Consider the following 20,499-nt stretch of genomic DNA (forward strand, 5'->3'; position numbering starts at 1 on the left):
AATGAAAAAACGCCTATTCCCCAGGGGAACAGGCGTTTATGGACAGATCCTTGTGCAAGCTTATCCGCGGAATTCCTGCAGCCCTTCGTTCAGCGAGCGAGTTGCTGCATAAACTTGCTGATACAGCTTAAATAAGCGAGCATATTTCTCTACATTAGCCGGAATCGGCTCATATGTCTTCGCATACCCGATGAAGGCATCAGCGCATTCCTTCAGGCTGCCGAACCAGCCGCTGCCAACCGCCGCCATCATCGCTGCGCCCATCGCCGGACCTTGCTCGTTCTTGAGTGCCACGACCGGCTTGCCGAAGATATCGGCTTGCATTTGCAGCCAAACTGGATTCTTCGCGCCGCCGCCGATGGAGATGACGCGTTCAACCTCGATACCAGCTGCATGAAATAGATCAAACGATTCTTGCAGCGAGAAGGTGATCCCTTCCATCACAGCGCGGGCCAGATGCTCGCGGCGATGTGTGCCGGACAAGCCGATGAAGCTGCCACGAATGACGCTGTCCGCGTGCGGTGTACGTTCCCCGACCAGATACGGGGTGAACAACAGACCTTCCGAACCCGGTGCGATGTCGCCCACCGGCTTCAGCAGCTCGTCAAAGCTAAGCTCCGGTGCCAGCGAATCCTTGAACCAGCTTAAGGAATACCCTGCAGCCAGCGTCACGCCCATTGCATAAAAAGCGCCCGGATGCGCATGGTTAAAGAAATGCACCTTGCCGGCAAAATCTTTGTTCTTATCTTCTTCGTAAGTCAGCACTACGCCAGACGTTCCCACGCTGCACAGCGCGTCGCCTTTACGGACGATGCCCGCACCAACCGCGCCACAGGCGTTGTCAGCACCGCCGCCGAACACTTTCGTGCCCGCTGCCAGGCCGGACTCAGCGGCAAACTCCGGCAGCAACGTGCCGGTAAACTCGGTGCTGCCCACAATCGGCGGGCAGAAGCCAGTGGGAAGACCGAAGGCGGCAGCGATCTCCTCGCTCCATTTCCCCTCCGGCACATTCAGCAGCAGCGTTCCCGCGGCATCGGAGATTTCCATATGCACTTGGCCGGTCATACGATAACGCAAGTAATCCTTCGGCAATACAAAACGTGCAGCTTTGGCAAACAACTCCGGCTCATGCTCCTGTATCCAAAGGATTTTTGGCAACGTAAACCCTTCCAACGCAGCGTTGCGCGTAATATCGAGCAGCTTGTCGCCCAGCTTCGCTTCAATATCGCGGCATTGCTTGGTCGTACGGGTGTCGTTCCACAGAATCGCGTTGCGCAGCACATTGTTCTGCTCATCCAGCAGCACTAAACCGTGCATTTGACCGGAGAAGGAGACACCTTCGATGTCTTCGGCCGCTACGCCGCTTTCCTTGAGCAATTGCTGCAAGCAAGCAACGGTCCCTTTGACCCATTCCTCCGGATTTTGTTCGCTATACCCCGGACGCTCTTGGATCAGCGGATATGCTGCGGACGCCTCCCCGGCGATATCGCCGTTTTGATTCACAAGCAACGTCTTCACCGAGCTGGTCCCCAGATCGATGCCAATCACATACTTCATTGCGATACTCTCCCTTCGCATGTCCCCTAAGGGGCCTTATACCACAAAAAGGGACGGCAGGCGTCCCCTTTTGGATAGTTGTGAAACAAGTCTCTCTCTAAGCTTATTTCGTGCCGAAAATGTATTCGTTCAGGCGGGCTTTCACCAGCTCGAGGTGGTTCGATTTGTTCACGATGTTGCTGTGTTCCAGAGCATAAGCTTCCAGCGTTTTGAAGTTCGCTTTACCGGACACGATATCCGCACCGATGCCGGATTTGAAGCTTGCATAACGTTCTTCAATCAGGTTTTCAATGAAGTTGTCCTCGATCATTTTGCCGGCTACTTTCAAGCCTTTCGCGAAGGTGTCCATACCAGCGATATGAGCATAGAACAGATCTTCCGGTTCGAAGGAAGTACGTCTTACTTTCGCGTCGAAGTTCACCCCGCCGGAGCCCAAGCCGCCGTTTTTCAGGATTTCATACATCGCGAGCGTTACAGCATACAGGTCTGTTGGGAATTCGTCCGTATCCCAGCCGAGCAGCATGTCGCCTTGGTTCGCGTCGATCGAACCCAGCATGTTGTTGATGCGGGCTACGCGCAGTTCATGTTCGAACGTATGGCCAGCCAGCGTCGCATGGTTTGCTTCCAGGTTCAGCTTGAAGTGATCTTGCAAGCCGTATTTTTGCAGGAATGCAATCGTCGTAGCAGCATCGAAGTCATATTGGTGCTTGGTAGGCTCTTTTGGTTTTGGCTCGATCAAGAATTGACCTTTGAAGCCGATTTCTTTGGCATAGTCGATTGCCATTTGGAAGAATCTTGCCAGGTTGTCGAGTTCCAGAGCCATATCGGTGTTCAGCAAGGACTCGTAACCTTCACGACCGCCCCAGAACACATAGTTTTCAGCGCCCAGCTCAACAGCAGTTTCCAGACCTTTCTTCACTTGTGCTGCAGCATAAGCGAATACGTCAGCGTTGGAGGTTGTTGCCGCACCATGCACGTAACGCGGGTTGGAGAACATGTTAGCTGTGTTCCACAACAGCTTCACGCCGGTTTGCTTCATGCCTTCTTTGATTTTAGCTACGATGACGTCCAAATTTTCATTGGATTCTTTCAGGGTTGCGCCTTCAGGAGCAACGTCTACGTCATGGAAGCAGAAATACGGAGCGCCAAGCTTCTCCAAGAATTCAAAGTTAACTTCAACGCGAGCTTTTGCCAGATCCATGCCGCTTACTGTTTCCCAAGGACGAATCATGTTGCCTTGACCAAATGGGTCGCTGCCGTTCATCGTCAACGTGTGCCAGTAAGCCACGGCGAAACGCAAATGCTCCTTCATTGTTTTGCCGAGTACAACTTCATTCTCGTTATAATGTTTAAATGCTAGCGGATTGTCGGAACCTGCGCCTTCATACTGAATTTTGCTAATGTTCTTGAAATAACTCACCACGTATTCCTCCCACCAGAGATTTAATTAAAGTAAGCCTTTACATCCTGTCGATTTTAAGTAGCATGCCCATTTACTTGTGCGAGCATGCCGTCTACACTAAGATCGTATCACGTTCCACTTAGTTTGTCTAGTAAACTAACAAAGTTTACTCGATAACGCATAATGACGCAGGTCTTGCTATCCAGCATACACCATAAAACATGCCTTTACTCCATATGTTTGTGGGCAAGTTGTGGGCAAAGGCGCTGAAAGGAGTTACTTAGATGGATCTGGAAGACCTTAGACCAGGAATGCTGGTCAGGATCCTGCCGCCTCATCCGTACGCTGGTAGCTGCGGTCGCATCCTCGAAATTGGGATCTCTGCTAAAAAGAAAACGCACCGGCGCCAAAGTTGATATCGGCCAGTCTGGGTTGCTGGTTGTGTCACCGGAACACTGGTAACGAGCCTGGTCGTTTCCGAGCGCAAAAAAAAAGCCAAGAACGGTTCGCTCTCGGTTTTTTGGTTATATATGTAAATTAAGTGAATTGTGTGAAATGAACAATTGACACCCCATGGCGTTTTAGCTAAAATAAATGTAGCTCATCTACCTAGTCGTAGAAGGAGAATCCGGTTTTCGCAAAGCGATTACCGGTTTTTTATTTTTTTTCTAAGGTGTTTATAAAGTTCAGATAGTCCTTATCGTAGAGCCTTTTTTTATTCAAATAAAATACAGGAAAAGCAGTTATAAAGTGATAATTATTCAATTCCCCGTTATCATTATATTTTTCAGCTAAAACTATTAAATAGTCAACTGTTTCGTGTTTGAACCTAATGTAGGTTTTCCCCTCCCTCATTCTTTTTTTAAAATTATATTCTTGTTTTCTCCAATACTGTATATTTGGATCTTGCTTATTCGCCAATTCTATCACTGGAGATATCCAATTAATTCTAGCACCTCTATACAAGCACAAATCTCTTTTTTTAGTATTTAGTTCAATACTAAATTGTTTGATTATGCAGTTCTCAGGACATATCTCTTGAGCAACATCATTATTACAAGGCAATATATTAAAAGATTCTGATTCCCCTTCATCAAAGGCAATCAAATGCCAAAATGTATCAGATTTCTTCTCAATCCAATTTCTACAATTGACATAGATAAATTTTCCAAAGAGTCGAGGCCTTTTATTCTTATCCATAAATCCAACTTTAAAATTTTCATAAAAGTGTTCTATCGAGACATTATAGTCATCATCAATTATTAGTGGAGGGGGAAGTTTAGTCGAATGCATTATCTTACCCTCCTAGGATTCCATATAAAGATGTTAAATTTTTTTTCACTCAATGCTGAACTTCTATTAAATTCAACAGGGTAAAGATCATGGATATGGTCTATCAGTATATTTTTGGCTGCGCTACTCCCCTCTTTATAAAATAGATTTCTATGATAATACGAAAGTGCACCGATAAATATATCCGTAATTTGCATTAATTCAGATTCGTGGGATCTAATTTGCTTTATATCCTTAATAATTTCATTACTGAAATCATATTTACTGTTTGCTAAAACCTCTTGCAGCTTCCTCACCTTTTTCCCACCACAAGTATCTTTAATATCAAGAAAAATTCGATATTGTCCCTTTCGAGTAATAGGCTCCAAAAGTCTATAGTAGATTTTATAGTACCAAGTGTTATAGTCCCCATCATTGTAAATTGAATGGTCAAGTAAAGATTTCTCTTTCGCAACAATAGCTCTAAATTGCAAATCTTTATTTTCAAAAAAATAATTTACCAGAGCCAAATATACTGTAAGTTTTGCAGGGGATATTTTTGTCCACTTTAACTCAGTCCAGCTACTTATCCCATGTTGTTCTTTAATATGCCTAATATCAGAAAAAACTTGTTTTTTCTTCTCCGAAGGACATGTTATTGCACCAAGCACCATAACGTCAGAAGAATCATTCTCTAAATGACAACTTTCATCACAATATATATTAAACAATCTAAAAACCCTCTCAATTGATTAATAGATATTAGGTAGCTAGTGTACCTATAATTATACTATTTTTTCACATTTACGGCGTATTTTCGCATACAAAAAAAAAGCTCTGCTAGCATACAGCTAGCAGAGTTCTCACCGATGCTTCCGGATTTCTATAGCAAGTATAGTTCAAATGGGGAAAATTGTAAATGCCCTATCTTTTGACCGCGGCTGTCTTCGTTTTATTATCCCAAGTAACCTTTGCCCCAAGAGCCTCTCCAACAGCTCGGAGCGGCACCATAGTAACGCCGTCGATCAGTATCCCGTCTTCGACTTTCTTTCCATTCACGATCACAGTCACCTTGTCGCTAACCGGTTCCGCCTCCCTCTTCTTCAATCCCAGGTATTTTGCAATCCCGCTGACATGACCGGCCACGATCGCATCGGTTACGTCAGACCGTTTAAGCTTCGCAGCATCAGCGGTAACGTCGATAAACAAGTTTTCGGTCAGCACAGCCGGCATTTTGCTCTCACGAACCATATGCAGGTTGGCCGCCTTTTGCCCCCGATCTGTCACGCCAAACGGCTTGAGTGCAGCCATGATCTCGGTGTGCAAGACGTTTTGGAATGCCCTAGATGCAGCTGAGGCATTCGTATACCTGAACGATTCGAAGCCCCCCGCTCCGCCTCCGGCGTTACAGTGGACGGATACGAGCAGATCCGCTCCGGCTGCGTTCGCTTTGTCTGTTCGCTCCTTAAGTTCAAGAAAAACATCCGTGTTGCGGGAGAGCAGTACCTGTACTTCTTCATACGCGCTTTCCAATCTTGCTTTGATGGCCAAGGATACCGCAAGCGCGATGTCCTTCTCCTTCAATCCATTCGCCGCTGCGCCCGGGTCCTTTCCGCCGTGGCCAGCATCGATCCATACCTTTTTCATTGCGATACACCATCCTTTCTTGATTCCGCCCGCTGAATCTTCTTATCCAGCTCACTCTTAACCCAGTCTATTAATGCGTTAAGCACCGGCAGGGGCAGCCAATCCCCCCAGCCAGCACGAATACTATTTGCCGTCATGCTCTGCAGCACATGGTAAAGGAGACCAAAAGCAAAAGCGCCAAAGATGATCCCTGGGAGATTAAATACAACATCAAGAAGATGACCTCCGGCAGGGAGAAGGAGCATGAAGAGCGTACGAACCACCCCGTCGATGCCGTACCGGCTAGCGTAAGTATCATCCTTTTTTGCCGCTCGGATGCCTGAAATCCAATCCATGATAATGAAGAAAATAACTGCTGCCATAATTGCTCTCACTGGCTCACCGCTTCCGTAGAGAAATTCAAAAGCCGGAACCAAAAAGGCCCCGGCCGTCGATACTGCATATTTTGTTTTATCCATGCTCTTTTCATCCTCTCAAATGTAATATCCCCCGGATCGGCTCCGAGGGCAAAATAAAAACGCCTATTCGGCGGTAATGTGTACAGTATCTTTGCTCTTAAACATCCTGATCATTGTCAGCACCCTTCATCTAAACATTTGTTATGCGTAAACCAAACGACCGGTTAGATTTATAATGTACTGCGGTAAAGGAGTTGTTGAGTTTCCGATTAAAAAGTACATCTTGTCAGTTGGTTTTCCTACCGGTATGTCAACCGTTCCGTATAATAATTGACCCTGCGAGTTGCTGGCTAAGTAGTAAAATTTTCTCAATTCCAAGTCAATAGTAAACGAATGAATGTACCTAGCTTGGTTTGCAACGGAGTTTGACGATATTAACGCGGTGTAGTTTGAGCTTGAAATTGTTCCATCTCCTAAAGCCAAATAAATTATTGGACCTGTTTCTGATGTACTACCAAAAACCATGGAAGAATTTCCTACTGCTCCCATTGTCATAAACGTAACTTTCTTTGTTCCACTAGGAATTGTAAGAAACGGTTCAGTTGCAAACCACCCGTTAATCATACTACCTGCCTCGTGAACATCAACATCGATAGATCCGCCAGGTTGGAGCGCTCCAACGACTCCGCCGATATTAACATTTTTCTTTACATTCTCCGGCACAAGATTCGCAAAATTCGCCGTCACCTTCCCGCTACCGTTATGGCAGCCGGCTGGAATTGTGTACTGCCCACCTTGCGTTGTAATGGTCTGATTGACGGCTCCACGGTTTGGCATTGAGCCTGCAATATTATTTCCTGATGCATTACTAAAAGTTTTCCCGGCCAAAACATCCGCCGCCGTGGCGTTACCCGTGGCCTTGATGAGAGAAGTCAATTTACTTAGCAGCGAATCCCAACTTTCTGAAGTGGATGCCGAAATCCCTTTGGCAACGAGCGCGGCAACCACTTCTGATTTTCGCTCATTGCCAGCTTGCTTTGCCGCTTGGGCTTCCTGCATGACCAGCCCTACAGCTTTTTCCGACGCCGCTACATCGCTGCGTGTCCCATCCGTTGCGTCGGACAGCGGAAAGTCCATATTATCGACATCCTCGCGGAGTTGATTAATCTCCTGGCCGATGCCATTTAAGTCCGACGGCTGCACAACGTCATTCAGGCCCCAATTTGTTTTGGCCATACTATGATGCCTCCTTAACTTCAACTGTTTGCAAAATTAACGTATCCGAGGTAATCGGTACGTACACGTCATTACTGCTGACCACTTGATCGGAGCTGTTTTTTAACTCGATCTTGGTGACCACCGACACCGCCGAGGCAGGGACGACATATTGCATCCCTACCGTAGACCCGGTCACGGCTTTGACTTCAAACGTATCGATCTCGTACGTCTCATTTAGGACAACCTTAGCAATCTTGCTGTCCACCAGCTCGGCGATTTCCGACAAAAGCGTGCTTGCGATCATTTATAAACCACCTCCATACCAAGGTCCGCAAACGGCTTCTCGCCAAGTTTCCACGAACCATCCAGCTTGTAATTCCAGCTAACCGACCGCGCCTTAATGCGCTCTTTGAGTTCGAGTGTGTCCTGCAGTGAGGTCTTTTGCTGGTAGATCATGTTGGCCGGCTTCGTGACTTTGACTGTGCGCTCAACCTCTTTAAAAATCGCAGCGTTGTCGATATTCGTGGTCACGGTCAGTGTGAAGTTCTGCGGGTCAACCGACACGATCGTCAGGCCGGCGCCAACTAGGAAATCCAAGCGCTGCTGCAGGTATCTGACGGTAAAAGGCGGCTTGGTCGAGTACCGGTTGATCAACCGTTTCCGCCGAAATTCCAACGTCTCCGTCGTCGGATCGGCCTGGATGCCGAGCAGCTTTTCACGCCGCCGGATCGCCTGCTCGGATGCCTCAGTCACAAACTGGTCATCAAACAGTGTCTTGATGGCCTGCTCGGCGGATATGACCTCCTCTGCCCCCGTCTCGGTCAGTTCCACAAAATCGATGACGTCGTGGTAGATGGATGGAAGATATTCCAGCAGCCTATTCATTCAGTGTCACCGTCCCCATGACCGGAATCTGATCATCTCCGAGAACGACATTGCCCGCGCTACCATTCAGCTGCGTCCCGGTAATATCGACCACGCCGGGCACGGCCAAGATGCGCGACTCGATCTGTGCGGTGCGCACGATGAGGGCTGATTCATCCGCCCACGCCTGCCTGAGCGACAACAAATAAGCTCGGATCGCATCCTCGACGTCACTCTGCACTTGGCCGATTGTCGTATCAGCTGATAGCGTCAGCGTAGCCACGACATCGATCGTAACCGGCTGCGCGCCGGTGATGGTGACCTGGTGCCCGATCGGAGCCAAGCCGATGCCCTGACCGCTGTTAACGAGCGGGTCAATTAAGGTCTGTACCTCATCAACCAGCGTCGGCGACGGAGGGTTAAAGTCAGAGGCAATGATCGTGCATTTCACCGTGCCGCCGCCGTTCCAGACCGGAAACACCTTTACGCCGCCCACGCCGTTAATCGCGTTGATCTCCTGCTTGTAGTCCGCAACGTTACCGCCAAAAGCCTGCTCGTTAATGGCCGACGTGTAGCGCTGCCGGAGCGACTCGTCCGTTTCCGCATCCTCCCCGGGCACCAGCACATCGGCCAGTTCCGCCCGTGCCAGCCCCTCGATATAATCGATCGGCAACAACAGCCCAAAATCCTGATTACCGATGACGCCGACCGTCTCACACTCCAGCAGCCACTGCCCCGCAGCGATCCGGCTCACAGCCGTATAATTGAGGTCGCCCAAGGAAAACCGGCTGCCGACCGGCACGTCCATAGGCACGTCACCAGACGCGTAAAATAGGCCTTTGCGCCACGCCTTCGTCGCTGGCTTCCGCTGGACGCCAAACTCGGCCGTCCGGCGCTCCAGGTACTCCCCGGTCGCTGTGTCGGCAAAGGACAAAGCAAGGTTAATGTCCAGCTCCATGTAAAGCTGCGCCAGCTCGGCAGCTGCTGGCGCCAAGGCGTCGTAAATAATACTCCCGGGCCTCTTGTCAACGCTGTCTGGCACCCGGGCCAACATCCGATTAAGGATCACTTCAAAGGTTTGCCCCTCATACACTCGCGGTTACCTCCTCCTTAAAATCTCCGTAGGTAGACACCACAGTAAAGGTTACCAAGGCCTCATCTCCGGTGATATTGATCTGCATATCCGCGACCTCAGATATACGGTCGTCCTGCAGCAGGGCTTCCCGGATCCTTCGTTCAATCTCCGACCGGACATACCCTTGGCTCCTGCCCTGCAGGCTGCTGATCTCGCTGCCATAGTTGGCATCGTAGATCAGGTGAGCAAACCGGTCTGTATGCAGGATCTTGTAGACTGCCTGCCGGACCGCTTCCAGCCCATCCACCATACCGGTCGCCTTGCCCACAGCAAAGTCGATGCCATATGTGCGACTGGTTTGCTGCGTCTCCGCCGCGTCCTGTATAGATCCACCAATCGGTATCATCCGCCCACCACCTTATCCAAGACAACGTACTTCTGGCCACCCTGCACCCGGAGCAGCAGCACGGTATCGCCAGCCTTGAGCCCTTCCCGGATCACGACTTTCTCCGTCAGAGCCTCCCCGGTGTCCTCGCTGCTTGTGGTATGCTTATGCTTCAGATCGACTTCGTAGCGGGTCAACTGCTCCGGGACAATTAAAAAATCCTCGTCGAGAGTAAAACGCTGATCCACGTTTACCTCAAGAGGATTTGTCTTTGTGACCTTGCCAAACATGACTGCTACCGGATTGCCGGCCTCGATTGCCCCGGCCCCCAGCCGCTTGATAGTATCGCTTAACGCCATTAAACCACCTTCAATTCAATTTGGACTGTGTAGTCATCGCCTGCAAAGTTATGAGAACATTCCTCAATCAAAAACAGTTGGTCGATCGCCAGCTCCCCAATCTCGATCTTCAGATAGCTGCCGACCCGGACCGTTGGATCGCCAAGAGCCGTTATTTTTAGACTCTTGGTCTCCCGATTTTTCAGCTTAGAGAGCTGATCCAGGAGCGCTTTGATCTGCGCCTCGTTTTGGTTATCGTCGACCTGTTGGTAATATTGCAGCCGGCCCCATTTGGCAATGTTGTTGCTGTCCTGAGCAATATACACGTCACGCTTGCCGCTCTTCTTGTTGTCCCGTACCAGCTTGATACGGTTATACGTGTCACTGTCGATCGATTGTTGATACGTAAAGTCCGTCATCAGGCTACCGTCACCGATCACGAGCTCCAGCACGCGGTCCTTAACGTTTTGCACGGCCAGCTTGCCGTAGTCGTCGTAAAACACGTAAATACTGCCGGTGTTAATCGTGGTCAGGGCAAAGGCCTTGTCGATGATGTCGAGCAACTTCTGGCCGTCCTCCACCATGGATGGGATTTTATATTTCGTGTCTACGACATGCCCCCATTTGAGCCCGAAGTCATCCGCGATTTGCTTGACGATCGCCGCGGCGGTTTTGTTTTTGAATACATAAGTATCGGTTGCAGCTAGATACCGGATCTGATCATAAGCCTTGATGGTCAGCGTATCTGCTTCGCTGCGGCCAATCGTAAAGACATAACCATAAAACAAAGGGACATCATCCCACTTGAGCGCGATAATGTCCCCATTGCTGACCATGTAATTGGCATCTTGCAGGATAGTGAGGTCTACACTGCCGGGCTTGCCGATCCGGGACGTCTTCCACGTCGCTCCGGTGACGATCTCGGATATGTCAAAGACTCCGCCCTGCTTGTTATCTGTGATGACTTGCAGCATATCGCACCCCCTATGGCAGTTTGATGACTTTCCCGACCGGCAGCCGCTTCAGCTCGCTGTCCTTGATGCCGTTCAGCTTCTGGATCTCCTTGTACCTCGCACCGTTACCGAGAAACTTCTGAGCCACTTTCCAGAGGTTATCTCCGGCAACGAGGGTGTACGTCTTAGGTTGTACCCGCGTATCCGCGCGAGCTGGAGTTTTGGCGCTCAGCAGCTTCGGCATAGCCACGCTAACCGAACCAGATTGCTTAGCGATCTGTACCTTGCGTGCTGCGTAAAAACGATATTCTTTCAATGCGAGTTGAAAAGCGATATCCCCGACGGCGCCGCCGGACTCCGACCAAATAAAGCGCTCGATAGTGACCGGCAGGTTAATATTCATAGTTGACCCAGTGAAGACGAGCCGTACAGGTCGCTTTTCCTCGCGCCATTTCTCGATACGATCAACGATATAATGAGACGGTACGAATAGAGCTGACTGAGCCACATTGCAGCCGGGGAACCAGTTTGCCGGGAAAATCCCCTCAAAAGCAATCTCGGTCAGCTTGGTCGATTTGATTACGTTGACCTCCCCAAGCTGCGAGACGTCATAAGTCTTGTTCCCGCTGGACGTTGATACTTCTATTTTTTCCGGCAGGACGGGGAACTCGATAGCCTCGGATTCGTTGTTAAATGATAGGGTCAATGAGTAGGTCATGCATACACCCCCGCGGCGTTGGCTGCCAGGTCTTCCTCAAGTGTTTGTTCAATTCGAGCCACAACCTCATCAATATCAACATCCTTTGATACGGGTCCTGTAGTGACTTGCACAGTTGGCGTGTAGGTCACAAAGTTCTGGATCGATTTCATTTCGGCCAGCTCGCGCATGAGCTTCAAGTCTTCGCTGGAAATGTCGACCTTATCCTTGATCTTCCCAACTTCACCGACCTTGTCGATGTTTGAAATATTATCAGCAAAATCTGAAAAGCCGTTACTATTAGTCCCAATGCCCTTAAAGGCGTTACTTAACTTGCTGAGGGCCTTATCCGTTACATTAAATCCGGCCTTATACCCGGTATCGAACGAGTCTTTTAGATTCTTCTGCTGCATCCGCTCGATGGATACAATGTTCTTGTTGCTAACCGGCTTTTCAAGTGTATCCATGATTTTCTTCATGCCGTCGCTAACGGCGTGGATGTTATTCTCGTCAAATAAAGCCGCTTTACCGAAATCCGTCCCGAACATATCGTTTACTTTGTCGACTAGCCAGTTAAAACCTTCGAGAGTCTTATTGATCGCTTTAAGAATGGTCTTCATAAAGTTTCCGGCAAAGTCCTCAGCTGATCTCGCCATGTTATACATGTAGTTGCCGAAAGTCATTGCAAGATCGTAAAATAATTTCTTTACCGCATACGTCGGGTCGATAAATACGTTTATCAAGAACTCCGCATAACTGGCGACCAGATTCCAAAGCAAAGCGAATTGGTTGTATACCACAGCGTACAATGAATAAAACAACCCTATAACAAAGCCTATGGCCTCTTGTGCTGAAACTCCAAAATGCACGAGTGCTGCTATTAATAGCCCTACAGCTGCAACTACGAGGAGGATAGGCCAGTTAGCCATCATCCACGCGCCGGCCTGTGCGAGTATCGGGGGAACCATTAACCATAGCTTTGCTACAAGCAATGGGATCTGTCGTACGCCCAATATAGTCAGATAAGTCAGTAACGCCGCAAAAAGCCCAGAAATAATAGGCCAGTTGTAGCGGACAACCTGCGCAAACCAAGTCGCGCCGTCAACTACTCCACCAAATAGTCCGACTAAAATCGACAAACCAACACTGAGCCCGTCAATAAATTGGTCAAAAGCTTTGCTATTGATTATTGCATATATTTTATCAAAGACTGTACCTAATTTTTTGGCTGCCCCCATACCTGCGTCTCCTAATTTGAACTCGAGAGTCTGAATGATTTTATTCCATTTTGCCGAGGGTGTGTCCAGCATCTTTTCAAAGGCGGCCTGTGTCATGTTCTGCTGATTCAGCAACTTGTCCATCCCTTTAATGAATCCCTCAACGTCCCCTCGTAAACCTGCGGCCCTCGCTTCGCTGTCCTTAAGCATTGACCGAGAAATATTAAACCTTTCTGAGATAGACGTATAGTCTCCGGATAGAAGTTCTTTTAAAGAGAATACAGCACCCTCAAGCCCTTCCGAAGGGTTAAGCTTAGACAAGCGCATTGCCAGCATATTCAATTCAGTGATCGTTTTTGGATTCATTGTAGCTGACATAAACGATTGGGATCCGGCCAATGCAGCATTTACATCTTGTCCGTACTTGAGCGCTTGCTTTGTTACTGCATCAAAAATCGCCTGACCGTGCGGCACGCTCCCCGTTCTAGCTGCTAGTGTATCGAGTATAGTTTGCCGGTTCATAGCTTCCCCGACCGTTCGCTCATAGAGTGTTTTGCCAGCGGAGAAAGTAAGGTATGTTGCCCCTAGAGTCTTAATGGTATTCAGAAGTGATTTCGCACCTTGATTGGATTCTCTGGTGCGTCTATTGAACTGCTCCTGTGCCTTCGTAGCTCTTTCGATCTCGGCATTAATGCTGGCTTCGGCAGACGCGATCTGCTGTTTGGCCAACTTCAGGCTCTTGTCAATATTTACGTTTTTGTTGGTCGCGCTCTGCATCTCGTGCATCGTTGAGATCATAAGATTCATTCCGGAGGTGATATTCTTAAGCGGTTTAGACATCGCATCAAAAATTTTAAGCGTAGAAGCAACCGTGGTCATAAACTCACCTTCTTTCCGGACAAAATAAAAAAGCACCGCTCTAAGGGTGCTTAGATTTATAATATAGTTTCTCTCGTGCCGTCCGAAGAAAATAACCTTTGTACATCAGGACTCTTAGGCACTAGTTTATGGTGTTTTGAAAAAGCCTTATCAAATTTTTCAGTCACGCCAACCATCATCTTGTTCATGCCAAATGTGATGTTTTTGACTTCTTTGTCGGAACCCACATAAGACACGATGTAGATTTTACTTTTCTCCACCTTACTCTTTTTTCCTATCCCCGATAGACCGCCTAGAAACAACCCTGCGGGGCCGAAAACTAGTCCTCCGACAACACCGCGCCCAATGACGCTTTTATTTTTTTCTACTACTTCCTTTTCGGTGGTTAGCAACGTATCTATGACGTTTTCAAGAGGGATCTTAAACAGGTTATCCGTAACCATCTTGAATCCTTGGGGCCTAGTCTCGGCAATAAGTAAAAACTGTTCATCGAAGGTGAGTTCAATATTCGCATCCTGGTTTTTTAACGGCAACCCATCAATTAACTTTACGATTGCTTTAGCCATATACTCCTCCGAGATTTCATCATTTTCACAATTATACTATATGGTTACGGACAATGGGTTACTTTCGCTTCAATTTTGCCGCTTCTTTTTTCTCGTTTTCGAGTTTTACTTTAATTGAGCCTATAATAAAAGCCCGTTCTTCACGAGGAAGCGACAAAAGAGTACCCGGCAAAATGTGAAGCTGATGGAGGGCGTAGTGAGCTATCACGGCCTCACCATCGCCCTCCTTGATCAGTTTTTTGCTTCTTCGGAAAGTTCATTAATGTCCTTATCAAATCCATTGATTTCTTGGACCTTTTGAATAAGTGTAGCGTACTCTCCCGGTAGCAGCATACGTTTGATCAATTGATCGGCTCCTACAACCCCGTAAGATTTTTGGAGTTCAGCATCTTTCAGATCTGGGTATACAACACTAGCAACGGCCAGTTTTGCGAGGTATTCATCAGTATTAGTCTCGGTCGTCACAACACCTTTGTCTTTCACCTTGCGTTGTGCCGATTTACGGATTGCTTCATTTTCTCCTTCAGTCATGCTACGCAACTTCCAAGGAATTGGCTTGCCTTTCTCCTTGAAGCGTTCAGATACTACGACCTCCTCTACAATCTCAGCAGGTGCGTTTTGTGCAAAAAAAGCAGACAAGCTCATATTCTATCCCCTCCAATTATTTTAGCCCAATACAGGCGTTGCAAAGCTATCTGGCATATCGACATCATCAAACGTAAAATCGCAATCCTCATCCAAAAACTCAGCATCGACATCGAGCTTGGCCATAATCACGCTGTCCAGGTTGACGTTGCGCAAGATGACTGTCTGCCGGCCAAGCGAGCTGTTGGGGTCCTCATTGACTACAGTCAAGTCAAAATAGGTGTCCTTGCCTGTTTTGATATAATCCAGCATCATTTGCCGGAAAACCGGGGTAGCATAATAGATCGTCATGCTACCCGTGCCAGTCCATCCAATCGCTTTAGACTGAGTTCCACGCCGACCGAGCGCCTTAAAATCGGACTTATTTTTCTCAGCCCGGGCTTCGATCGATTTAGCGTAAAACAGTTCTTCGACCCTGCCATTGATCGTTGCATAAGCGCGGCCCTCTTGGCCTGAAATCGCGTCGCCCGCTTTAAAAAATCCTGCCATCTTACTTCACCCGCACTTTCAAATAAGTCTTTTCAATCGAATCCACCGACTGCGCCCCGATCTCGCCATAAACGGCATCCGACTCGTTACCGGCCACAATGGTGACATCGCTTTGCGCGTCGAAGTTCTGAATCGCATTGATGGCCTGCAAGGTGTTCATGTAGGCAATCGCCTCACTCTTTAACAGGTTCCGACCATCTGCATTGTTGTCCACTTTCCCCAAGTAGAATGATTCAAAAATCCGCTTAAGATCGTTCGCGATACCATCCAGCACCCGCAGCACGCGATTCTTGCGGAACTGCTTACCCTTTTCCGGCGTAAACGAGTGCAGTGTATTAATGTCCTGCTCGACGATCGCGCGGCCGTTGGACGGCGTGAAAACAAACTCGCCGCTCAGCAGCGCCGCCTCTATCTGGCTGTTGGTGTAACGTGGCGACACGTCCACAGCATCGTCGTAGGCGGTGTAGGTGAGCGCCTGGCTCACGGTAGCCCCGGCGGTAGCTCCGGCCACCCAGGCGACCGCTTGCGCCGCTGTGAGAGTCGTTCCGTCGGACAGTACCACGCCGTTTTTGACGCTGATCACGCCCTCATAATCAGCTGCCGGGTAATTGGGTACGACAGCCTGCACCTTTTTACCCTCGTCCTCCCGCAGACGCCGGACGAACGCCGTATACAGCGGCTTGAGCGTCGCATCGTCAACGGTCAGGCCGACCGTGTTAAAATCAAGCAGCTCCAGCGCCGTCAAAAACGCGGTATGATCGGCATTGGTCACCGCGCCGTCGGTGCCGCCCGTGAGATTGACTCCTGCAGTGGCCGTCAGGTCACCGGTGCCGGACCATGTAACCCAGCCATTGGCCGCCAGCTCCGAGATCGCGGTAACAGTCTGGCTGTCAACCACGACACCCGAAACCAACGTTTTGACGTCAAACTTGTCGGGATCGTCGATATTGGCCTGTACCACAATTGAGATATCATTGCCGCGCGTCCCGGAATACTTTGCCGTTGCCGTCAGGTCCCCGACATTTGCAGTTGCTTTATCGCCGCTATTTAGCCGGTACAGTAGCAGCGTCTTTGCCCGCTTAAGCGATTCTCTTACGAGCAAGAGCGCCGGATCGTTGATATCAAAGCCGAGCACGTCCATCGTGTCCGCTCCGGCCTCGACCGTAACAATCTGCTTTTCAGGTCCCCACGGCAGTGACAGCGCCAATGCTACTACGCCGCGCTCGCCGACCGCCCCAAGTGCCTTCGGCTCCGATACCGTATTGACGTAAACGCCAGGACGGACTTTATTTTGGGATGTCCATGTTCCTCCTGCCATTACCCTTTCACCTGCGCTTTCTTAAATTCTTCGACTAGCCGTTTGGCTTCTGCGATCGTGTATGTTTTGCTTGGCTCCAGCACCACGGACAAAATGTCCTTATCAATCCCTTGCCACTGGCGGGACTGTAAAAACTGCTCCTTGGTAAACCCTGCGGCAATATCCTTTTGTTTAACCATTTTTCAAATATCCCTCCTGATTGAGAGTTTGCATTTTGATTCCCGGCGGCTTCTCGGAATAGACCATAAAGTTAAAATCCACGAAGAAATGTAGCACGCCGTCCACGATCTCGTGGCTCGTGCCGGAAGTTCGGTACAGCTCACCATCAACCTCGATCTGTCTAAGCTTGTCGTATAGCTGTTCGGCCATCCCGTGAGCTTCTTCATTGGGATCAGGGCCTGCCGGGAAATAATGAATGTCGAAAGAATAGGACCGACGATAGCGCCGATCTAGTTCTCGATCCTGTGCCACGATTAGGAGCTTTACAAAAAAGCACGGCGCTTTGAAGTCTTGTTCGATACTCTCCCCGTAGATACCCATCGCCGGGAAGAGTTCCGACAGAGCGATAATAACGCCGCTGCGGATACTGTTAATGGTCACCGTTGTCACGGCGTCACCCCTTCCTGCCGTTCATGAGCTGTTCCAGCAGCTCGACTTGCTTTTTCTCGATAAACTTGGGCAGCTCTCGCTCGATTTCTTTCATCGCGATCGTCATCATAAAGCGGCCCTCAACCCATCGCGTAGAGTTCCTACCGGCGCGGTGCCCAAACTCAACGTAGCCGGCATACTCGGTGCTGTTGTAGATTTCAACTTCGTAGGCGTTGCCCTTTTTGACGACGTTCCCTACCTGCCAATTTCGACGCAGATTACCCGGTGATGCAGTCCCCACACCAACCGGTGTACGCTTCTTGATCTTCCGCTCTGCACGGAATGCCATCTCAAGTAAAAACTCCCGAATCCAGCGGTCGATAATTCGCTGATCGAGAGCCGTTTTAAACGTCTTGGCCAACCGCTCAAACTCACCGAATTCAAAGCTTCCCCACTTCGCCATCAGGCATTTTCCTTCCGCTGGATGCTAATTTCTTGGTGAGACTCATACAGAAACGGTTCGCCAGCGGTGTAGGTACGGTTGAGCTTCCCCCGTGTCACAGTCAACGTGTCACCCTGTCTGATCTCCAACTCCGGAGCGGCAAACAGCTTCGTCTCGTAGGCGATACGGTTCACGGACTCAGTTTGGCCGTTGGTCCCGAGTGCCTTCTGCGAGAGCCGGCACGGCTGCTGCTCATGCACAGTAACAAGCCGCTGCTTCGTCTCACCATTGACCTTTACTTTCTCGATCCTCTGCACCGTAACCCGATCTGTATAGGTGCGCTCCAGCGCTAAGCGGTACCGTCGGATATTCATGAATACCACCTCATCCGGCGGTAACGGTTCAGATCAGATGCGTACAACATCATCAGCGTGGCCATGCCAGCACCACCGCCGCCGGCGGACTCCTTAACCGATGTGTCGCCGATTTTTAGATCAACTCCCACTGCAAGGATATCGTCCATTTCTGGCAGATGGGACTGTTCGGCCTTAAAGGCAGACATGGCGATATTGGCCCAGGTAAAAGTCAACGCAGCGGGGATCTCCTCCACCGTGTCCCGGCCAATGTAATTGGCGATATGGGCGCCCGCCTCGTCGATGTAAGAGCGGATCAGTGAGTCAAGGCTATCCGGCAGGTTCCATCGGCGCTTAATGATTGCCGCGACATCTTCCTGCAGCATCGTAACCCCTCCCAACAAAAAGAGAGCGGTTATTCACCGCCCTCCGGTTTCTTAGCCTTACCCTTTGTTTCCTTCTCGAGCTCAGGCTTTGGAGCCACTCTCTTAAACCCCTTGCGCTCAAGGGCCTCTGCCTCGAATTCTTCCGCCACCAGTTTCACCACATTCAACTTTTGCAGCTTAATCATAGGATCATGCCCCCAAGGAAACCTGTACAGTTGCCAGCTTATTGTCAGGCACAATCAGGTCATGATATTTACGATAATCCAGTTTCCAAGCATTCGCTTTTTGGTTGGTTTGCGGGTCAAAAATACGCACAACATCGGTTTTGCTAATGCCAATCGGCGTGTTGCGCGATGAGATAATCCAGTTGATGTCCTTGGCGTCCGCATCTGGTACAAAGCCCCCGGCCGTTTGACCGGCTGTCGATCCATCATTAAACACATAAGCGGATTTCATCCGACTAGCCACAACCGGCACCAGCGGAATCCCTTCCAGCGATTTTACTGTCAGGTTAATTCCGCCTTGTCCGAACTGCGTCACATCCAGCTTTTTCTGGAGTTGCGAATTTTTCGTCAACACCTGGTAAGCCGGATAGCTAATAGAGATAACCATATTGGCCAAGTCTACGCCACGTCCAGCAATAGCAAAGATATCGTCATACAACTTATCCAAGATGTCTGCTTCGTCCGGAGTATAGGTCCCAGAGTTACCTGCATCTGCTGCCAATGCGGCCAGCTTACTGTATCGGTATGCGTCGATCTCCGGGATGACGTGCAGCCGTTGGAACTCCGACATTACATTTGCCGCCGTAGTGCCGAAATTGGTCTCATCTACGTCCATAGCGTCAAGCTGGAAGGTCCGACCGCGATCTTGGGTCAGCGTGTGCGTCTGGTACTTAAACGTCACACTGCCTTGATTAAAGCCGTTGTCGCGGTCATAATCGGCCAAGCCTTGTACCACGATATCCGGAATTTTGATCTCGTCACCGCCGTTGTATTTGACTTGCCCTGCGTTACTCTCCATCCAGCCGGATGTAGCCTGTTGTGCTACCTGCTTATCCAGCTCAGTTTGAAATAGTTTTGCGTACTCCAATGTGTTAATTGGCATTGTTCAAATCCCTCATTTCTAAAGATTATTTTTGTGCAAAAATGCTACTGATTGCTGCGGCATCGGTCAGCGAGCTTGCACCAGATCCCGCCCCTGCTCCAGGATCCGCCGGATTCGCCCCCTTGAACGTGGGCTTATTTTCGGCAAACAAAAAAGCCTTGCTTTCCCGCAGGGCTTTGATCTGGTCATCCAGACCGGCTTTGATGCTGCCGTCCTCGGCAAGCTCGATTTTCGTTTTGTCGATCAGCCCCGTGACCAAATCCGCGTCGTGTACCTGACCAGCTAAGGCAAGCTTCAGCGCATTGCTGAGCCGCAAATCCTTCAGCTCTGCCTCGTATTTCTCCTGGGCCGCCTTGTTGTCCTTCTGAAGCGTTTCGATTTGTTGCTTCAAGGCTTCGGCATCACCGCTGGACTTCTTCAGGTCCTCCAGCTGCTTATCACGCTCCTTTAGGCTATCCTCGGCCTTCTTGCGTGCTTCAGTCACCTCGTTATACTGCGACTTGGGCACAAAGTGCTTCGGCAGCTCCTTATTCACATCGCCGATCAATCCGTCGAGCTTCGATTCATCGATTCCTGCAGCCTTAAGTATTTCTTTCAACCAATCCATTTATCTCGACCTCCATAGATTTTTATAGCTGCTCTCCAGCTAAGGGAGTGGGCCGCTATGCTCCGGCCAAAGCACGCCTAGTTTTACGCCATGCGA

27 protein-coding genes are annotated in these 20,499 nt (G+C 49.4%); all 27 read right to left on the reverse strand.

The genetic code is table 11. The features are described 5' to 3' along the window. Positions 1–60: 60 nt before the first annotated feature. Positions 61–1,557, reverse strand: coding sequence for a xylulokinase (gene xylB, locus PBA01S_RS02545; protein WP_127575241.1), 1,497 nt, complete (start codon positions 1,555–1,557; stop codon positions 61–63). Positions 1,558–1,660: 103 nt separating this feature from the next. Continuing rightward, positions 1,661–2,977 (reverse strand): xylose isomerase, encoded by a 1,317-nt coding sequence (gene xylA / locus PBA01S_RS02550; RefSeq protein WP_028537509.1) that lies wholly within the window; start codon positions 2,975–2,977, stop codon positions 1,661–1,663. A gap of 639 nt (positions 2,978–3,616) precedes the next feature. After that, positions 3,617–4,252 (reverse strand): hypothetical protein, encoded by a 636-nt coding sequence (locus tag PBA01S_RS02555; protein WP_127575242.1) that lies wholly within the window; start codon positions 4,250–4,252, stop codon positions 3,617–3,619. Beyond that, positions 4,252–4,962 carry a DUF3800 domain-containing protein gene (locus tag PBA01S_RS02560; protein WP_127575243.1) on the reverse strand — a complete coding sequence of 237 codons (711 nt, stop codon included), beginning with the start codon at positions 4,960–4,962 and terminating at the stop codon, positions 4,252–4,254. Before PBA01S_RS02560 ends, PBA01S_RS02555 begins: the two co-directional genes overlap by 1 nt. 193 nt (positions 4,963–5,155) lie before the next feature. Next, the gene (locus PBA01S_RS02565) at positions 5,156–5,878 is read right to left on the reverse strand and encodes an N-acetylmuramoyl-L-alanine amidase (protein ID WP_127575244.1); all 723 of its coding nucleotides are present in this window, start codon (positions 5,876–5,878) and stop codon (positions 5,156–5,158) included. Further along, the gene (locus tag PBA01S_RS02570; protein ID WP_127575245.1) at positions 5,875–6,336 is read right to left on the reverse strand and encodes a phage holin family protein; all 462 of its coding nucleotides are present in this window, start codon (positions 6,334–6,336) and stop codon (positions 5,875–5,877) included. The genes PBA01S_RS02565 and PBA01S_RS02570 overlap by 4 nt, the downstream gene beginning before the upstream one ends. A gap of 141 nt (positions 6,337–6,477) precedes the next feature. Beyond that, entirely contained in the window at positions 6,478–7,512 is a 1,035-nt protein-coding gene (locus PBA01S_RS02575) for a tail fiber protein (protein WP_127575246.1), read from the reverse strand. Between the two features lies 1 nt (position 7,513). After that, the gene (locus PBA01S_RS02580) at positions 7,514–7,798 is read right to left on the reverse strand and encodes a ketopantoate hydroxymethyltransferase (RefSeq protein ID WP_127575247.1); all 285 of its coding nucleotides are present in this window, start codon (positions 7,796–7,798) and stop codon (positions 7,514–7,516) included. Next, positions 7,795–8,379, reverse strand: a complete 585-nt coding sequence (locus PBA01S_RS02585; protein ID WP_127575248.1) for a putative phage tail protein — start codon at positions 8,377–8,379, stop codon at positions 7,795–7,797. The genes PBA01S_RS02580 and PBA01S_RS02585 overlap by 4 nt, the downstream gene beginning before the upstream one ends. Beyond that, entirely contained in the window at positions 8,372–9,451 is a 1,080-nt protein-coding gene (locus PBA01S_RS02590) for a baseplate J/gp47 family protein (RefSeq protein ID WP_127575249.1), read from the reverse strand. The genes PBA01S_RS02585 and PBA01S_RS02590 overlap by 8 nt, the downstream gene beginning before the upstream one ends. Beyond that, positions 9,444–9,839: a DUF2634 domain-containing protein gene (locus PBA01S_RS02595; protein ID WP_127575250.1), complete on the reverse strand. Its 396-nt coding sequence runs from the start codon at positions 9,837–9,839 to the stop codon at positions 9,444–9,446. The genes PBA01S_RS02590 and PBA01S_RS02595 overlap by 8 nt, the downstream gene beginning before the upstream one ends. Continuing rightward, positions 9,836–10,177: a DUF2577 domain-containing protein gene (locus PBA01S_RS02600; RefSeq protein WP_127575251.1), complete on the reverse strand. Its 342-nt coding sequence runs from the start codon at positions 10,175–10,177 to the stop codon at positions 9,836–9,838. Before PBA01S_RS02600 ends, PBA01S_RS02595 begins: the two co-directional genes overlap by 4 nt. Further along, positions 10,177–11,130 carry an XkdQ/YqbQ family protein gene (locus tag PBA01S_RS02605; RefSeq protein ID WP_127575252.1) on the reverse strand — a complete coding sequence of 318 codons (954 nt, stop codon included), beginning with the start codon at positions 11,128–11,130 and terminating at the stop codon, positions 10,177–10,179. The genes PBA01S_RS02600 and PBA01S_RS02605 overlap by 1 nt, the downstream gene beginning before the upstream one ends. A 10-nt stretch (positions 11,131–11,140) precedes the next feature. After that, positions 11,141–11,827, reverse strand: coding sequence for a LysM peptidoglycan-binding domain-containing protein (locus PBA01S_RS02610; RefSeq protein WP_127575253.1), 687 nt, complete (start codon positions 11,825–11,827; stop codon positions 11,141–11,143). Then, entirely contained in the window at positions 11,824–13,902 is a 2,079-nt protein-coding gene (locus PBA01S_RS02615) for a sensor domain-containing protein (protein ID WP_127575254.1), read from the reverse strand. The genes PBA01S_RS02610 and PBA01S_RS02615 overlap by 4 nt, the downstream gene beginning before the upstream one ends. A gap of 56 nt (positions 13,903–13,958) precedes the next feature. Beyond that, positions 13,959–14,468 carry a hypothetical protein gene (locus tag PBA01S_RS02620; RefSeq protein WP_127575255.1) on the reverse strand — a complete coding sequence of 170 codons (510 nt, stop codon included), beginning with the start codon at positions 14,466–14,468 and terminating at the stop codon, positions 13,959–13,961. 231 nt (positions 14,469–14,699) lie between these two features. Next, positions 14,700–15,113, reverse strand: coding sequence for a phage tail assembly chaperone (locus PBA01S_RS02625; RefSeq protein ID WP_127575256.1), 414 nt, complete (start codon positions 15,111–15,113; stop codon positions 14,700–14,702). Positions 15,114–15,134: 21 nt separating this feature from the next. Then, entirely contained in the window at positions 15,135–15,602 is a 468-nt protein-coding gene (locus PBA01S_RS02630; RefSeq protein WP_127575257.1) for a phage tail tube protein, read from the reverse strand. Position 15,603: 1 nt separating this feature from the next. After that, entirely contained in the window at positions 15,604–16,920 is a 1,317-nt protein-coding gene (locus tag PBA01S_RS02635) for a phage tail sheath family protein (RefSeq protein ID WP_127575258.1), read from the reverse strand. Continuing rightward, a complete protein-coding gene (locus PBA01S_RS02640) occupies positions 16,920–17,099 on the reverse strand; it encodes a YqzN/YkzM domain-containing protein (RefSeq protein WP_127575259.1) in 180 nt (59 codons plus the stop codon). The genes PBA01S_RS02635 and PBA01S_RS02640 overlap by 1 nt, the downstream gene beginning before the upstream one ends. Further along, positions 17,092–17,529 carry a phage tail terminator family protein gene (locus PBA01S_RS02645; protein ID WP_127575260.1) on the reverse strand — a complete coding sequence of 146 codons (438 nt, stop codon included), beginning with the start codon at positions 17,527–17,529 and terminating at the stop codon, positions 17,092–17,094. Before PBA01S_RS02645 ends, PBA01S_RS02640 begins: the two co-directional genes overlap by 8 nt. A 4-nt stretch (positions 17,530–17,533) precedes the next feature. Continuing rightward, positions 17,534–17,971, reverse strand: a complete 438-nt coding sequence (locus PBA01S_RS02650) for an HK97 gp10 family phage protein (protein ID WP_127575261.1) — start codon at positions 17,969–17,971, stop codon at positions 17,534–17,536. After that, positions 17,971–18,324, reverse strand: coding sequence for an ABC transporter ATP-binding protein (locus PBA01S_RS02655; protein ID WP_127575262.1), 354 nt, complete (start codon positions 18,322–18,324; stop codon positions 17,971–17,973). Before PBA01S_RS02655 ends, PBA01S_RS02650 begins: the two co-directional genes overlap by 1 nt. Then, on the reverse strand, positions 18,321–18,689 hold the full coding sequence (locus PBA01S_RS02660) for a hypothetical protein (protein WP_127575263.1): 369 nt from the start codon (positions 18,687–18,689) through the stop codon (positions 18,321–18,323). The genes PBA01S_RS02655 and PBA01S_RS02660 overlap by 4 nt, the downstream gene beginning before the upstream one ends. 29 nt (positions 18,690–18,718) lie before the next feature. Continuing rightward, on the reverse strand, positions 18,719–18,874 hold the full coding sequence (locus PBA01S_RS22660; protein WP_164744068.1) for a hypothetical protein: 156 nt from the start codon (positions 18,872–18,874) through the stop codon (positions 18,719–18,721). A gap of 4 nt (positions 18,875–18,878) precedes the next feature. Further along, positions 18,879–19,796 carry a hypothetical protein gene (locus tag PBA01S_RS02665; RefSeq protein WP_127575264.1) on the reverse strand — a complete coding sequence of 306 codons (918 nt, stop codon included), beginning with the start codon at positions 19,794–19,796 and terminating at the stop codon, positions 18,879–18,881. Between the two features lie 25 nt (positions 19,797–19,821). Next, positions 19,822–20,403, reverse strand: coding sequence for a phage scaffolding protein (locus PBA01S_RS02670; protein ID WP_127575265.1), 582 nt, complete (start codon positions 20,401–20,403; stop codon positions 19,822–19,824). Between the last annotated feature and the right edge of the window lie 96 nt (positions 20,404–20,499).

Origin of the sequence: Paenibacillus barengoltzii NBRC 101215, from assembly GCF_004000745.1 — a bacterium.
In the GTDB taxonomy this organism is placed as follows: domain Bacteria; phylum Bacillota; class Bacilli; order Paenibacillales; family Paenibacillaceae; genus Fontibacillus; species Fontibacillus barengoltzii.

Bases quoted from the DNA above. Each gene is read 5' to 3' on its own strand.
- xylB (WP_127575241.1), bottom strand. From the start codon at position 1,557: ATGAAGTATGTGATTGGCATCGATCTGGGGACCAGCTCGGTGAAGACG.
- PBA01S_RS02555 (WP_127575242.1), bottom strand. From the start codon at position 4,252: ATGCATTCGACTAAACTTCCCCCTCCACTAATAATTGATGATGACTAT.
- PBA01S_RS02565 (WP_127575244.1), bottom strand. From the start codon at position 5,878: ATGAAAAAGGTATGGATCGATGCTGGCCACGGCGGAAAGGACCCGGGC.
- PBA01S_RS02570 (WP_127575245.1), bottom strand. From the start codon at position 6,336: ATGGATAAAACAAAATATGCAGTATCGACGGCCGGGGCCTTTTTGGTT.
- PBA01S_RS02575 (WP_127575246.1), bottom strand. From the start codon at position 7,512: ATGGCCAAAACAAATTGGGGCCTGAATGACGTTGTGCAGCCGTCGGAC.
- PBA01S_RS02580 (WP_127575247.1), bottom strand. From the start codon at position 7,798: ATGATCGCAAGCACGCTTTTGTCGGAAATCGCCGAGCTGGTGGACAGC.
- PBA01S_RS02585 (WP_127575248.1), bottom strand. From the start codon at position 8,379: ATGAATAGGCTGCTGGAATATCTTCCATCCATCTACCACGACGTCATC.
- PBA01S_RS02595 (WP_127575250.1), bottom strand. From the start codon at position 9,839: ATGATACCGATTGGTGGATCTATACAGGACGCGGCGGAGACGCAGCAA.
- PBA01S_RS02600 (WP_127575251.1), bottom strand. From the start codon at position 10,177: ATGGCGTTAAGCGATACTATCAAGCGGCTGGGGGCCGGGGCAATCGAG.
- PBA01S_RS02605 (WP_127575252.1), bottom strand. From the start codon at position 11,130: ATGCTGCAAGTCATCACAGATAACAAGCAGGGCGGAGTCTTTGACATA.
- PBA01S_RS02610 (WP_127575253.1), bottom strand. From the start codon at position 11,827: ATGACCTACTCATTGACCCTATCATTTAACAACGAATCCGAGGCTATC.
- PBA01S_RS02615 (WP_127575254.1), bottom strand. From the start codon at position 13,902: ATGACCACGGTTGCTTCTACGCTTAAAATTTTTGATGCGATGTCTAAA.
- PBA01S_RS02620 (WP_127575255.1), bottom strand. From the start codon at position 14,468: ATGGCTAAAGCAATCGTAAAGTTAATTGATGGGTTGCCGTTAAAAAAC.
- PBA01S_RS02625 (WP_127575256.1), bottom strand. From the start codon at position 15,113: ATGAGCTTGTCTGCTTTTTTTGCACAAAACGCACCTGCTGAGATTGTA.
- PBA01S_RS02630 (WP_127575257.1), bottom strand. From the start codon at position 15,602: ATGGCAGGATTTTTTAAAGCGGGCGACGCGATTTCAGGCCAAGAGGGC.
- PBA01S_RS02635 (WP_127575258.1), bottom strand. From the start codon at position 16,920: ATGGCAGGAGGAACATGGACATCCCAAAATAAAGTCCGTCCTGGCGTT.
- PBA01S_RS02640 (WP_127575259.1), bottom strand. From the start codon at position 17,099: ATGGTTAAACAAAAGGATATTGCCGCAGGGTTTACCAAGGAGCAGTTT.
- PBA01S_RS02650 (WP_127575261.1), bottom strand. From the start codon at position 17,971: ATGGCGAAGTGGGGAAGCTTTGAATTCGGTGAGTTTGAGCGGTTGGCC.
- PBA01S_RS02655 (WP_127575262.1), bottom strand. From the start codon at position 18,324: ATGAATATCCGACGGTACCGCTTAGCGCTGGAGCGCACCTATACAGAT.
- PBA01S_RS02660 (WP_127575263.1), bottom strand. From the start codon at position 18,689: ATGCTGCAGGAAGATGTCGCGGCAATCATTAAGCGCCGATGGAACCTG.
- PBA01S_RS22660 (WP_164744068.1), bottom strand. From the start codon at position 18,874: ATGATTAAGCTGCAAAAGTTGAATGTGGTGAAACTGGTGGCGGAAGAA.
- PBA01S_RS02665 (WP_127575264.1), bottom strand. From the start codon at position 19,796: ATGCCAATTAACACATTGGAGTACGCAAAACTATTTCAAACTGAGCTG.
- PBA01S_RS02670 (WP_127575265.1), bottom strand. From the start codon at position 20,403: ATGGATTGGTTGAAAGAAATACTTAAGGCTGCAGGAATCGATGAATCG.